13 protein-coding genes are annotated in these 13,209 nt (G+C 48.0%); 7 read left to right on the top strand and 6 right to left on the bottom strand.

From position 1 onward, the window contains the following. Positions 1–45 precede the first annotated feature (45 nt). On the bottom strand, positions 46–1,179 hold the full coding sequence (locus HCJ96_RS14810) for an ATP-NAD kinase family protein (protein WP_169211862.1): 1,134 nt from the start codon (positions 1,177–1,179) through the stop codon (positions 46–48). Beyond that, positions 1,176–1,820, bottom strand: coding sequence for an elongation factor P hydroxylase (locus tag HCJ96_RS14815; protein WP_343034731.1), 645 nt, complete (start codon positions 1,818–1,820; stop codon positions 1,176–1,178). The genes HCJ96_RS14810 and HCJ96_RS14815 overlap by 4 nt, the downstream gene beginning before the upstream one ends. A gap of 127 nt (positions 1,821–1,947) precedes the next feature. Here HCJ96_RS14815 and HCJ96_RS14820 point away from each other — a divergent pair, with 127 nt between their 5' ends. The 5 genes from HCJ96_RS14820 to HCJ96_RS14840 all read left to right on the top strand — a co-directional run bounded on the left by HCJ96_RS14820 (position 1,948) and on the right by HCJ96_RS14840 (position 5,576). Next, on the top strand, positions 1,948–2,655 hold the full coding sequence (locus HCJ96_RS14820; protein ID WP_169211863.1) for a DUF8198 family protein: 708 nt from the start codon (positions 1,948–1,950) through the stop codon (positions 2,653–2,655). Then, positions 2,648–3,109 carry an acyl-CoA thioesterase gene (locus tag HCJ96_RS14825; RefSeq protein WP_169211864.1) on the top strand — a complete coding sequence of 154 codons (462 nt, stop codon included), beginning with the start codon at positions 2,648–2,650 and terminating at the stop codon, positions 3,107–3,109. The genes HCJ96_RS14820 and HCJ96_RS14825 overlap by 8 nt, the downstream gene beginning before the upstream one ends. After that, positions 3,106–4,221: a retropepsin-like aspartic protease family protein gene (locus HCJ96_RS14830; RefSeq protein WP_169211865.1), complete on the top strand. Its 1,116-nt coding sequence runs from the start codon at positions 3,106–3,108 to the stop codon at positions 4,219–4,221. Before HCJ96_RS14825 ends, HCJ96_RS14830 begins: the two co-directional genes overlap by 4 nt. A gap of 98 nt (positions 4,222–4,319) precedes the next feature. Next, positions 4,320–4,880, top strand: coding sequence for a type 1 glutamine amidotransferase domain-containing protein (locus tag HCJ96_RS14835; protein ID WP_169211866.1), 561 nt, complete (start codon positions 4,320–4,322; stop codon positions 4,878–4,880). A gap of 240 nt (positions 4,881–5,120) precedes the next feature. Continuing rightward, complete coding sequence (locus HCJ96_RS14840) at positions 5,121–5,576, top strand: DUF2306 domain-containing protein (RefSeq protein WP_343034735.1); 456 nt, start codon at positions 5,121–5,123, stop codon at positions 5,574–5,576. A gap of 51 nt (positions 5,577–5,627) precedes the next feature. Here HCJ96_RS14840 and HCJ96_RS14845 read toward each other — a convergent pair whose 3' ends face one another. Both HCJ96_RS14845 and HCJ96_RS14850 read right to left on the bottom strand, forming a co-directional pair. After that, positions 5,628–6,308, bottom strand: a complete 681-nt coding sequence (locus HCJ96_RS14845) for a hypothetical protein (RefSeq protein ID WP_169211867.1) — start codon at positions 6,306–6,308, stop codon at positions 5,628–5,630. A gap of 10 nt (positions 6,309–6,318) precedes the next feature. After that, positions 6,319–6,651 carry a PadR family transcriptional regulator gene (locus HCJ96_RS14850; protein ID WP_169211868.1) on the bottom strand — a complete coding sequence of 111 codons (333 nt, stop codon included), beginning with the start codon at positions 6,649–6,651 and terminating at the stop codon, positions 6,319–6,321. 335 nt (positions 6,652–6,986) lie between these two features. On the opposite strand from HCJ96_RS14850, the gene HCJ96_RS14855 reads away from it, so the two are divergent. Then, positions 6,987–8,678 (top strand): serine hydrolase, encoded by a 1,692-nt coding sequence (locus HCJ96_RS14855; protein WP_169211869.1) that lies wholly within the window; start codon positions 6,987–6,989, stop codon positions 8,676–8,678. Between the two features lie 64 nt (positions 8,679–8,742). Here the strand turns inward: HCJ96_RS14855 and HCJ96_RS14860 are convergent, their stop codons facing one another. Next, a complete protein-coding gene (locus tag HCJ96_RS14860; protein ID WP_169211870.1) occupies positions 8,743–10,782 on the bottom strand; it encodes an NADPH-dependent 2,4-dienoyl-CoA reductase in 2,040 nt (679 codons plus the stop codon). A gap of 121 nt (positions 10,783–10,903) precedes the next feature. Here HCJ96_RS14860 and HCJ96_RS14865 point away from each other — a divergent pair, with 121 nt between their 5' ends. Beyond that, positions 10,904–11,518 (top strand): TetR/AcrR family transcriptional regulator, encoded by a 615-nt coding sequence (locus HCJ96_RS14865; protein WP_169211871.1) that lies wholly within the window; start codon positions 10,904–10,906, stop codon positions 11,516–11,518. Here the strand turns inward: HCJ96_RS14865 and HCJ96_RS14870 are convergent. Beyond that, entirely contained in the window at positions 11,515–13,137 is a 1,623-nt protein-coding gene (locus HCJ96_RS14870) for a GMC family oxidoreductase (protein WP_169211872.1), read from the bottom strand. The two genes, HCJ96_RS14865 and HCJ96_RS14870, sit on opposite strands and share 4 nt — an antisense overlap. Positions 13,138–13,209 lie beyond the last annotated feature (72 nt).

A 13,209-nucleotide genomic window follows, 5' to 3' on the forward strand; every position in this document is an offset into this window, starting at 1 on the left:
CTTGTCTCTTATTACTTGTCACTCATTAATCATCACTTTTGCGTGTCAGATGGCCGGATATAACACTCTATCGTGATAGCCGGTGATAACGGAAAAGCTACCGGCCAGTAAGTTGTCCAGTTCAGGATCGGATGTATCCAGGCGTAAGGGACGACCATTTAACTGTTCCAGTTTTTGTTTGGTTGCAACCACCAGAATATTCTGTTTACCGATTTTTTTGATAAACTCCGGGCTTAACTGTTGGTTGCCCCGCCCAAATAAGTGCCCCTGCCCCCCAATGGCGGTGATTACTAACTGGGTAGACTGATTAGCCGTCAGGCTTAATAACTCGGCAGCAGTGACATCATTGGCCACGACCGTTTTATTCTTGACGATATCCACACCCAATAAGGTATTCTTCAGTCCTAGCTCATCCATAACAGCCGCCACAGTTGAGCCAGACCCCATCACGAAACAGGTATCGGCGTGCTCATCCATCCACTCAGCGATGTGCGCGGCAATGTCCAGTAACACCAATTCTTCACTCTCTTTGCCGCCCATTTTAACCGATTGCAAATACACTAAGTCATGCGGCACCCGCATTTCCCCATAATGTTTTGCGCGAACTTTACCTTCACGAAAGGCGCTCTCATCGATATCGCGCACTTCACCGTCCTGTTCACTAACCAGTTCGCCGCGCACCATCTTTGCGGCAATCTCACCTGCACCAGCAGGGGTGACCGCATAGACCCCAGAATGAATTTTACAGCCTGCGGGTACGCCTAACACAGGAACACGTCCGGCAACACTGTGATAAATGTTTCGCGCCGTGCCGTCACCACCGGCGAACAGAAGTAAATCTACCCCTTCCTCCACCATGGCTAACGCTGCCTTTTCCGAGTCTTCACCTTCGGTTTGAGCCTGTTCAGACTGGAACACTACGCGGTAGTTAAAGCCCAATTCCTGGCATACCGTTTCGCCCATTTCCCCGGCGGCGGTGACCACTTCCAGGCTGGAACTCAGTTCTGTTAGTTTGCTCAGCGCCAACTGCATCTTCTGGTTGGCTTTTTTTTCCGCGCCCTGAGCCAGGGCTTTCTCGCGAATATCAGCACCATCACTGCCCTTAAGCGCCAGGGCACCACCGATCCCTGCAAATGGATTTACTACCACCCCGAGACGAAACATCTTATGTTCACTCATGTGGTTGCTCGCATCTGTTTTACGGTTGCTCGCATCTGTTTTACGGTTGCCCGCATCTGTTTTACGGTTGCTCGCATCTGCTTTGCGGTTGCTCGCCTCTGTTCAGCGTCGGTACCGAAGGTTTGCTGCAATGCGTCAATAAAGCGTTGCGCGCGAACAGGAAAACCTTGCTGTTCATAACGGGCAAACTGCTTTAACACGGCTTGGGTAAATGCTTCGCGATCAGGCTCAGCACCTTCAAGGTTATCTGTGCTCACTGAAAACTTCCTTCCTGCCGCCAACGTAAAGGCGCGTTCAATTGCCTGGGGTTTAATTTCTACCTGTTCAAATTCTTTCTGCTGCTGCGCATCCCGCCCGTCAGGACAATACCAGTAGCCGTAGTCTTCTAGTTTTCTGCGTGCTACTCCGGCAATACACCAATGTGCGATTTCATGCAGCGCACTGGAAAAATAGCCATGGGCAAATACAATCTGGTTATAGGGTGTCACATTATTCGCGGGAAGATAAACAGGCTCACTTTCACCTCGTACGAGGCGAGTATTAAAATCAATGAAAAACACGCTGTCGAATAACGTCATTAATGCATCAACGGCATGCGTTTCTGCATCAAAATGACAGAAAGTGTGTGGGCATATATTCACAATAACGGCAAATTCTTTAAAATGTAGCAATTAAGACCAACTAAAACTGGTTGCGAAGTCTACCAGATTACGGCATGTTGAGTCACTCATGTCGTCCTCATTGAGCTAAGCAAATAAAGGATATCGTTTGAGTCAATCTGTTCAACCTTTGATACAACATCTGCATCGAGTCAACGCCAAGCGCGAACTTGTTGAGCGAATGGGTCAACTAGACATTGTTCATCAGCTTCAGGCTTGGCAGTGTGAACGCCTGTTAGCATCGCATCAGGATTTAGCGCAACAGCAGCGCTATCAAAATGCGATGGGTTTTTTTGTTGATGAGTTGTACGGACCAAAAGATTTCAGTCAGCGTGATGCCGATATTGCACGGGTGATCCCCAAGTTAGCTAAAGTACTACCTGACAAAGCCATGCTTGCGCTGGAAGACGCCTTAGCCCTTAACGCCCTGTCTTTTGATTTAGATCTTGAGATGGCCGAAGCGCTTGAGGGCAAAACGCTTGATCGTGACTCCTACGCTTTAGCCTACCGAAAAGTAGGCCGCGGGGACGACCGCCAAAAACAACTGGACTTAATTTACGACTTAGGCACGCAGTTAAACGATGTAATAAAGGTCAAGGGTATCAGCATGCTGATAAAGTTTGCCCGTCGCCCAGCCAAAATTGCAGGGCTGTTAACTTTACATGAATTTCTTGAGCGCGGCTTCAATGCGTTTAAAACCATCGGTGACGTACATGGCTTTGTTGACCCGGTCATTTCGCGGGAAAAAGAACTGATGGAACAACTGCTGAATCCTGACATTGATTTAACCCAGGATAATCCCCTGCCCTATGTCTGAACCAAGCTACTGGAAATACCCTTCTCCTTACATACAGAAATGGCAAATTGAACAGCAGCATCTGGACCACTACCAGCATGTCAACAATGTGGCATATTTATCCCAACTAGAGAAATTGGCCTGGGCACACTCAAACGCGCTTGGTCTGCATTTTACCGATTATGCTGAGCTCGACCGGGGAATGGTCATTCGTCGCCATGAATTGGATTATCTTGCCCCCTGTCATTTAGATGATATGCTTGAATGCGCCACCTGGATTGTTGCCTGTGAACGAGCGTTGTCTCTCACTCGTGAATTTCAGTTTTATTGCCGCCGTCGCGCGCAACTGGTATTTGCCGCTAAAACCCAGTTCGTCTGCGTCAGCCTGAGCACAGGGACGCCCAAACGCATGCCTGAAAAATTTCAGCGTATTTACGGTACTGCCTGTCTTTCTAAGGATGAGGTACATCGATGAAGTATCTACTGTTGCTGGCATTGCTGGTATCTGTTGCCGGTAACATATGGCTTTACCGACAGTGGCAGAAGGCGAATTTTTCTACGCCCGCCTCAAAGTCACAGGAATCGTCTGATTCAAAGCAAAACAATGGGGAGAGCAAACTAAGCGACTCATTTTCGGCCACCGAACCCACCGCAACCATATTGCCGTCACAAGGTGCATCTATCAATACATTAAAGGCGATGTTAGCTGATGGCAGATACAGTGCACTGCGTTTCGAGTTGCAGCAACGGTTACGGCAAAAACCCGATAATATTGAATTGCTATTGCTCGAAGCCGAACTAATGCTGAAAACTGAGCCGCTGAGTGATGCAATACTGCACTATTATTCTTTACTCCGTCAGCCGTTAACCGCCGAGACCCGACAGCGAATTGAGCAGCGAATCGCGCAACTTTTGCAACACACGATCACAGAGTTAAAAAATGCGCAAAGCTGGGATTTACTGGCGCAATTTTTAGAACCGTTGTATCAACAGCTTCCGCCAAGCGAACAGATTGTGCTTGGGCTGGCTGAGGCCTATGGCCAACAACGAAAATTCATTCTGATGGAAGACACATTGGCCTCATTATCGTCTAACGACCCGCAGGTGGAAGCGATGCGCCAGCGATTACAATCTGCCATTGATTTCCGACCGGATGCGCTGGCCGAAGAGTCTACTATTGATCAAAGCGATTATCAAACCATCCCCTTACAGCGATTAGGTGATCACTATCTTATTGAGATTGCATTTGGTTCAGTCGCGGCCACACTGCTTATCGATACAGGGGCAAGTACCACCGCGGTGTCACAGACTGTAATGAATGCGATAAGCCGTCAACAGGACACCAATCGAATTGGCGTGTTCAATTTACGCACCGCGGGCGGCATGATTGAATCAGAGATGAATCAGGTGTTCAATGTACAGCTGGGTGATTTCAGCTTCCCCGAACTTAATGTAATGACGCTGCAAAATGGCATTCTGTCAGGCGCAGATGGATTACTGGGCATGAATGTTCTGCGTCACTTTGAATTTAGCATTGATCAACAGCGCTCGTTACTGCTATTAAAGCTAAACGACAGCCGTTCGTAAAAAATTTTTAATCCTTCTATGACAATCCCTCCGTGATTTATTCGCGTATCACTTGACCAACCATATTACGATTTTTTGACAACAAAGGAGAGTTAACTATGGCAAAACTAGATGGTAAACGTGTCGCAATTTTAGCCACTGACGGTTTCGAACAGGTTGAACTGACACAACCAATGAAAGCGGTGAAAGACGAAGGCGCACAAGTCCACATAATTTCACTGGAAAACGGTCAAATTCAGGGCTTTAATCATGCTGACAAAGCCGATACCTTCTCAGTAGACAAAACTGTCGATAGTGTTTCCGCAAGTGACTACGATGGATTGATCCTACCCGGCGGTGTGCATAACCCAGACTCATTGCGTACTAATGATAAGGCGGTACAATTTGTCCGTGACTTTTTTGCTCAGCATAAGCCGGTGGCGGCTATCTGCCATGGTCCATGGGTGTTGGTCGAAGCCGACGTTGTGCGCGATCGCAAGCTCACATCGTTCCCCAGTATTAAAACCGATATTAAAAATGCCGGTGGTAACTGGGTCGACGAAGAAGTAGTCGTTGACCAGGGTCTGGTGACCAGCCGTGATCCCGACGATCTAGACGCGTTCTGCAAGAAAGTGGTGGAAGAAATACGCGAAGGTAAGCATGACCGACAGACGGTGTAACCTTTAATAGTTCAAGGGCCGTTAGGCCCTTTTTTTATATAGGTATATCCAACGAATCACCTTTATGTATGCCAAATGCGAACAAACCGAGTTTAACTTTTCGCCGTAAAAATGCTTAATCTTGTGTGCTGAAAATTAAACAAAAATCTTGTGTTTACAGCGCATAGGGCTATATAACAAAAAGCCATTACCTACTTAACGCGGAAACTTAGAATTATTTTTAGTTCCAACATTGGCCTTATACACACGTTTTGTGCAGTCGCTGCAATCGCGACGGGTGCGTTAGTGATTGTTTCGAGAAAAGGAACTCGTAAGCATCGGCTCATAGGTTTTAGCTACGTAGCAACCATGCTCTTAACCAACCTGACAGCCCTGTTTACTCAATCTTTATATCAGTTTGGCCCGTTTCACTGGATGGCGCTCGCGTCGCTTCTCACTGTCTGTGCTGGCGTATCGGCCCCGCTGTTTTTTCGCCACAAACCGAATTGGTTGATGTTACATTATGAAGTGATGCTGTGGTCGTATGTGGGATTGATTGCCGCGATGTTCGCTGAAATTGCGGTCAGGATCCCGGCTATTGGTCAGGTGGTTGGCGGGAGTCAGGTTTTTTGGGGCTTAGTTATATCTGCCAGTGCGCTAACCTTTGTAATTGGTGGGGTATTAATTGGCAGACACAAAAAACGCTTTTTTGGCTAACTGAGCTGCTTCGTTTTTATCAGAAGCAAACCCAGTCAACTACATACCGGCTTACGCCTGGACCGCTTTAAGCTCTTTCACCAAAAGATGAGTAAAAGGTAGCAGTAGATACAATGCGGAAATAAGCATTAGCGCTAAAATGGGTCCGGCCTGGTTAAGCGCAACCTCATTCAAACTAAAATACGCTACCCCGCCCACATAAGGCAGCAGGATCAAGATTACAGCAGCAAGTAACTGCTTGCTGAACGACAGCGCAAACTGCTTTTTCACTAACACAAACAGACCTAGCGCAGCCACCGTCCACACTAACGAAGGCAAGTGAATGAACATGTCTATCGTTAGCTGAGAGAGGTTATTCGCGCCGATAAATTGCCACAGTGGCTCATCGAAGAAAAACTGATGGAAATTACCATCCGTCCAATAGGCCTTTTGAAAAGACACTGGATCATCGGCCACGGATAGAAAGAGTATCGAATACGCGATGAGGCCAAACAAGAGTATACTTAATGTCGCCAATCCAATTGATGTCAGCTTTTGTTTTGTCATGGTAAATCTCCAACAAGTTGCAATAGTCTGATGCCAGAACCATTTATTTTTAGTTAATCCAGTGTCCGTTGACCCGCAATATTCTTCTGTTAGATCACCGGTGATATCATCCTTAACCGTGTCGGGTAAGGTCACGTCAAGCAACCAGAGCGCGAGTCTTGGCGGATGTGGTTTATTGTTATTCATTATCATTTCCTTAAATAATCTGCGAAACCGTCTTAAGACCCCACAGTTTCTCCAGGCGCTGTTTGGTATTTTCCAGTTCAGCGATGCCTTGCGCAGTTACCTTAAAGTATCGTTTTGCTTTACCTCCCCGCTGTGCACTGGCACCGGATTTAGTTGATGTCAGCAACCCTTTTTTCTCCAGGCGTTCGGTGGTGGCATAGAGAGCTCCGATTGCCACTTCCCTACCTATGGTGTCGCGCAGTTGCTGTCGAACCGTGACACCATAAGCGTCATCGCCAAGACTTAACACGGTCAGCATGACAACGTGTTCAAATTCACCTAAGAAGGTTTGTTTATTTGCCATCGTTATTATTCCCTGTAAGTAATGTCTACATAATAGATATTTGAGTGTGGGACACAAGATTAAAAACTATATAATAGTATTCCTTATAATAACTATTATATAGTTATAAATACTCCTGCCGGATTGTGGTGTTGATTTAGCCTGTGGTCAGTCGCCATCAGCTAGTTTAATTCGCAGCGTTCCCTGTTCATTGATTTTGTCTGCCAAACAAGACATGTTTCAATAAGTTAATGATTTTGTTATAAATGACAGGTACATGACAGAGAGATGTCGTAACCCTGTCACCTCTGAAACGTTAAGGTTAGCGCTCCACTTAACTACAAAAAGCAGACAATATGAAAAACGAAGCGTTCGCAGAAAGACTGGTATATCAAAGAAAGTTAAAAGGCTACTCGCAGGAACAACTGGCCGATTTGACGAATGTCACCGTGCGCACTATTCAGCGCGTAGAAAAGGGAGAAGTACAGCCGCAATTACGAACCGTTAAATTACTTGCCGCAGCGCTGGAGGTAGAAGTTGATGACCTGCTTCAGCTTGAAGATCCCGGCCAGGAAAACCTGCAAAAAAAATGGTTGTTGTTAATGCATGCCTCTCCGTTTATTGGTTTTGTGCTGCCATTACTGAATATTTTTCTACCGTTATTTTTATGGATCCATAAAAAAGACGACAATGTGATTTACGACAATCACGGTCGCGCTGTCATCAATTTCCAGATTTCCATGACATTGATGTATTTGCTAGCCCTCATCGCATTAATCACCATTGAAGGTTATGGCTTCTTTTTCTTTATCGCTGTGATCCCCTTCGCAGTTTGCGTCATGCTGGCGAATGTAATTTCCGTATTGCGTTCACAGAAATACTTCTACCCGTTAGCCGTCCCTTTTCTAGGAAGAGGACGCCGCTCAACTGGGTTGGCCGCACTGCCATTGCTGCTTATGAGCACCTCCTCATTGTTTATAAGTTTTGATTCGGAGGCCTTGGAACAGAAAGAGACAAAACTCACAAAGCAACTAGCACAGTTTGAAGCTTTTCTACTGGATTATAAAAAACAACATCACATTCCTGGCTTATCGGTGGCGGTAAGCAAAAAACACGAAATCGTTTATGAAAAGGCGCATGGGGTGTCGCATATTTCCGGACAGGTGGCAGTCACCAATGACACGCCCTTCTGGATTGCCTCAGTCAGTAAGTTCTTCGTGGGCACCACTTTTTTATCGCTGGTAGAAAACGGTGAGCTCAGTCTGGATGATCCCATCAGCGCCATGCCTGAGTTCAACGATTATTGTCAGTGGCTGGCGGGCTCCGGTATTGTTTTTGGCAAAAACCTGCAATGCAATCAAACTTTTAAACTGAAACACGCGCTAAATCACGTGGTCAACGGCAAGGTTGATACGGCATTTTTTTATAATTCTATTTTTTACTCGCGCTTATCCCGTTACCTGGAAGCGAAACGCGGTAATTCCATCGATGCTGCAAAGGGGCGGCACAATGAGCTGGCGCAGGCTATCACCCATGCTATTTTGATTCCTGCTGAGATGAATAACTCAATGGCGGGTTTGTGGGATCCTGCCCGCCAGGACGTTTATTTCAGAAAAGCGCGTGGTTATGACATTGAAGATAATCAATACGTGATGCGACGTGAGCCTCAACGTCATATGTCTGGCGGTGCCGGTGTCAGCTCGACTGCGGGCGACATCATCCGCTTTGATACGGCGTTAGATGCCGGAAGAATCTTATCGGATAAAACCCGAGCGTTGACCGAACACCCCTATGTGACTGAAAGTGGCACCTCTATTCCCTATGCATACGGCCGCTACATTCAGTACGTAAACGATGAAAAGATCATCTGGCACTCTGGCTGGGATGAAGAGGCAGGCTTTACCGCTGTTTATCTGAAATTTCCTGAAAGAAACCTGACCATAGTGGTGCTGGCGAATAACGAAGGATTGTGGTGGGGCAATCCGTTAGATAAAGCGGAAATTGAAAGATCGCCGGTTTTTCAGGCCGCAGCCAGAATATTTAACTAATACCCAACCGCTTTGAAATCAGCAAACTGATACAGGCCGGTATTGGTTACCGGCCTGTTTTACTTTATAGCTCAGCAGCCAGACGGGTACCCTGATCAATCGCCCGCTTGGCATCCAGCTCCAACGCCTCGTGCGCCCCACCTATCAAATGGTAAGGTTTGTCTAACCCTTCAACCAGTTGTCGCAAGGGTTCCTGGCCGGCGCAGATGATGACATTATCAACCGGTAATATCTGATTTTGTCCATCTACACAGATGTGCAGCCCCTTCTCATCGATTTTATGGTATTTAACTCCCGGGATCATGGTTACGCCTTTCTTTTGCAGGCCCACCCGGTGTGCCCAACCGGTGGTTTTACCCAGCCCTGCCCCCACTTTGGTGGATTTACGCTGCAGCAGATAAATTTCGCGTGGTGAGGCTTCGGGTTGCGGCTGCATGCCTTCTACACCGGCTCTGGCTTGCCAGGTCATATCAATGCCCCATTCTTTCATAAACGCGTCGATGTCCTGACTGGGCTTACGGGTACCGTGGGACAAAAACTCTGCGGTGTCAAAACCGATACCACCGGCCCCGATGATAGCAACCGTTTTACCCACTGGTTTTTTATGCTTAATCACATCTATATAGGTGAGCACTTTGGGATGATCTACGCCGTTTATTTCAGGCACCCGGGGAGCGATACCGGTGGCCAGTATCACTTCGTCGAATTCACCGTGATTAAGCCCAGCGGCGTCGATGCGTGTTGACAGTTTAAGTTCAACCCCGGTTAACTCAACTTGTTTGGCAAAGTAACGCAAGGTTTCGTAGAACTCTTCTTTCCCGGGAATTTGTTTGGCAATATTAAACTGACCGCCAATTTTGTCGTCGGCGTCAAACAAGGTTACCTGATGGCCTCGTTGTGCCGCAGTCGTCGCCGCGGCTAAGCCAGCCGGCCCCGCGCCCACCACGGCAATTTTTTTCACTTTTTGGGTAGGTGCAATCACCAGTTCCAGTTCATGACAGGCGCGCGGATTCACCAGGCAGGAGGTTAACTTGCCATTAAACACATGATCCAGACAGGCCTGATTACAGCCAATGCAGGTATTGATTTCATCCGCACGCTGCTCTTTGGCCTTGTTCACAAAATCGGCATCGGCCAGAAACGGGCGTGCCATTGACACCATGTCAGCATCACCACGGGCCAGCACTTCTTCAGCCACTTCTGGTGTATTGATGCGGTTTGAAGTAATAACAGGAATTGACAGGGCCTGCCTGAATTTAGCGGTGACCCAGGTAAACGCCGCCCGCGGTACTTTGGTCGCGATGGTAGGAATACGCGCCTCATGCCAGCCAATGCCGGTGTTGATCAGGGTTGCGCCGGCCTTTTCTATTTGTTTGCCCAATTGCACCACTTCATCATGACTTGAACCGCCTTCAACCAGATCCAGCATAGACAGGCGGTAGATAATAATGAAATTCTCGCCCGTGGCCTCCCGTACCCTACGCACGACTTCGATGGGCAACCGAATGCGGTTTTCATACTCTCCGCCCCACTCGTCATCACGGTGATTAGTTCGTTTGGCGATAAACTGATTTAAAAAGTAGCCTTCTGAGCCCATGATCTCGACACCGTCATAGCCTGCCCGTTGGGCTTGTTTAGCGGCGAAAACAAAATCATCAATTTGTTGCGCGATTTCTTCATCGCTTAACGCTTTAGGTTTAAACTTATTGATGGGTGCCTGCACCGCCGAAGGCGCCACCAGCTTTTCAGAATACGCGTAGCGCCCCGTATGCAGTATTTGCATGCAGATCTTGCCGCCTTCGGCATGCACTGCATCGGTGACCTCTTGATGATGCGCTACGGCTTCATCACTATCCAGACGACGGGTCATAGGATGCGTGGAGCCTTCTTCGTTAGGGCCAATACCGCCGGTTACAATCAGGCCAACGCCACCGCGCGCACGCTCAGCATAGAAAGCGGCCATACGTTTGTGGCCACCGGGCATCTCTTCTAATCCTGTATGCATTGAGCCCATCAACACCCTGTTTTTCAGTTGCGTAAATCCTAGATCCAGTGGCTGGAAAAGGTGCGGGTAACGAGGGTGAAGTGGCATTGCTGAATTCATACGGTTTCCTCTTTCGGTGGGTTATGCGTAATTAAAAACACACAACGTCCACAGCAAACTAGACAGCGTCAAGATAAACAGTTAAATTGACACTGTCAAGATTCAATTCAGGTTTATCGGTATGACAACAACATCGCAATATCACCACGGTGACCTTCACGGCACACTTATCGACGCGGCCAGCGCACGGCTGGAGAAATTTGGTATTGCAGGGTTGTCGTTACGCAAGCTGGCCGAAGATGTCGGCGTAAGCCGTACTGCGCCGTACCATCATTTTAAAGACAAAAATGCGCTGCTAAGCGCCATCGCGGCCAAAGGTTTTGATCAGTGGCATCAGATAGCTGTCGATATATTTGAAGATGAACACCTACCTGCCGAGCAGCGATTTAAAGATTTTATTCACGCTTACATCGAATTTGCCACGCAGCACCCACAAATCTATGAGCTGATGTTCGGACAGACCTTATGGGGTGAAGGAAAAGCCTCGGATGACCTACGGGATATCGCCTACCCGAGTTTTCAGTATCAGGTCAGCATGACCCGGCTATGGCAGGAAAAAGGGTTACTTCCTCAGGACCAGCAAGCGCTGAGACTAGCCCAGGTGACCTGGGCCACGCTGCATGGTATCGCCCGACTGATTATTGATGGTATCTACGCGGATGCGTCGCATATTGAAGAAATGTGTAACTGTGCAGCGGCACTGTTCATGCAGCAGCATGCTGCTGCACCAGATTAAGCGAAGGCAGCCTGTTCGGCCTTAATCATATCCACCACTCTTTCGGCAATCATTACCGTTGGCGCGTTAGTATTACCGCCAACTAACGATGGCATCACTGAAGCATCCACCACGCGCAACCCTTCTACGCCGCGCACTTTCAGCTCAGGCGTGACCACCGCCATGGGATCATCATCGCGTCCCATTTTGCAGGTACCAATGGGGTGGTAAATGGTTTCGGCTTTTTCGCGTATGAAAGCCAGAATTTGTTCATCGGTTTGGGCTTTTTCGCCGGGCAGCCATTCTGTGCCTTTGAATTTGGCAAAGGGCTCTGACTGCAGAATTTTACGTGCCAGGCGAACCGCTTCAATCATAACCTTGCGGTCATGTTCTTCGGCCAGATAGTTTGGCTCTATTAAAGGATGATCTGCCGGATGGTTGCTTTGCAGGCCGATAAATCCCTTACTTTTTGGATACAAGCAACACACGTGTAAACCAAAGCCATAGCCATATACCGAGCGGCGACCATGATCATTTAAGATGGCTGGTAGAAAATGAAATTGAATGTCAGGCCCCTGTTCTGCCAGCGAAGAACTGGCAAATCCTCCTGCTTCGGCAATATTGGAGGAAAACAGACCTTTACGTGAAAATAAATATTGGAAGGTGCCTTTGATGTAACGGGGCAACGCAGAGGTGGCGATTGCATAGCCCTCATGCGCTTTGCAGCGATACTGCACTATTGCATCCAGATGGTCCTGAAGATTCTGGCCCACGCCAGGCAGGTCAACTGCCACATGGATACCATGTTCCATCAGCGTTTTTTTGGGCCCTACGCCTGACAGCATCAACAGGTGGGGTGAATTGATCGCCCCACTGGAAATGAGCACTTCACGGTTCGCCAAGATTCGGCGGACACCGCTTTTAGAGCGAATCTGCACCCCCACTGCCCGGCCGTGCTTAATAATAATCTTGTCTGCCATGACATGAGTCATAATGGTCAGATTTATACGCTTTTTGGCTTCTTGCAGATAACCTTTGGCAGTAGAGCAGCGCTGACCATTTTTCTGGGTGACGTGGTAATACCCCAGCCCTTCGCGTTCATCACGGTTAAAATCGTCCAACTTTGGTAATGACACGGCTTCGGCAGCGTCAACGAATGCATCAGATAGCACGCTGGTATGGCGAAGCTGCTCGACACTTAACGGTCCGCCCACGCCATGAAACTCGTCACTGCCGCCGAAATAATTTTCGGCGCGTTTGAAATAGGGTAAAACTGATTCAAAGTTCCACCCGGTTGCGCCTTCCTGCTCCCAACGATCGTAATCCTGCATCTGCCCACGGATGTAACACATGGCATTGATGGAACTGCTGCCACCTAAAGTTTTACCCCGTGGCCAGAATAATTCGCGATCGTTAAGGTGGCACTGCGGTTCGGTATGATAACCCCAACCGATACCTTCAAAGCGACTGAGTAACGATAAACCAAAGGGAATATGAATGAGTGGGTTGGCATCTTTACCGCCTGCCTCCAGCAGACAAACCTTCATCGCAGGGTTTTCAGATAATCTTGCGGCAAGTACCGCGCCTGCCGAACCACCACCAACGATGATGTAATCAAATTGTTCAACAGAATCTTGCATGCACTTTCTCACTATCTAACTGCTCGTACCACTTTAGCAAATTTTACCTGCTGCGAGGTAGCGAAATTATGA

The sequence above is a fragment of the Alteromonas ponticola genome, assembly GCF_012911815.1.
Classification (GTDB): Bacteria; Pseudomonadota; Gammaproteobacteria; order Enterobacterales; family Alteromonadaceae; genus Alteromonas; species Alteromonas ponticola.

Bases quoted from the DNA above. Each gene is read 5' to 3' on its own strand.
- HCJ96_RS14870 (WP_169211872.1), bottom strand. From the start codon at position 13,137: ATGCAAGATTCTGTTGAACAATTTGATTACATCATCGTTGGTGGTGGT.
- HCJ96_RS14865 (WP_169211871.1), top strand. From the start codon at position 10,904: ATGACAACAACATCGCAATATCACCACGGTGACCTTCACGGCACACTT.
- HCJ96_RS14825 (WP_169211864.1), top strand. From the start codon at position 2,648: ATGTCTGAACCAAGCTACTGGAAATACCCTTCTCCTTACATACAGAAA.
- HCJ96_RS14855 (WP_169211869.1), top strand. From the start codon at position 6,987: ATGAAAAACGAAGCGTTCGCAGAAAGACTGGTATATCAAAGAAAGTTA.
- HCJ96_RS14835 (WP_169211866.1), top strand. From the start codon at position 4,320: ATGGCAAAACTAGATGGTAAACGTGTCGCAATTTTAGCCACTGACGGT.
- HCJ96_RS14860 (WP_169211870.1), bottom strand. From the start codon at position 10,782: ATGAATTCAGCAATGCCACTTCACCCTCGTTACCCGCACCTTTTCCAG.
- HCJ96_RS14850 (WP_169211868.1), bottom strand. From the start codon at position 6,651: ATGGCAAATAAACAAACCTTCTTAGGTGAATTTGAACACGTTGTCATG.
- HCJ96_RS14845 (WP_169211867.1), bottom strand. From the start codon at position 6,308: ATGAATAACAATAAACCACATCCGCCAAGACTCGCGCTCTGGTTGCTT.
- HCJ96_RS14810 (WP_169211862.1), bottom strand. From the start codon at position 1,179: ATGAGTGAACATAAGATGTTTCGTCTCGGGGTGGTAGTAAATCCATTT.
- HCJ96_RS14830 (WP_169211865.1), top strand. From the start codon at position 3,106: ATGAAGTATCTACTGTTGCTGGCATTGCTGGTATCTGTTGCCGGTAAC.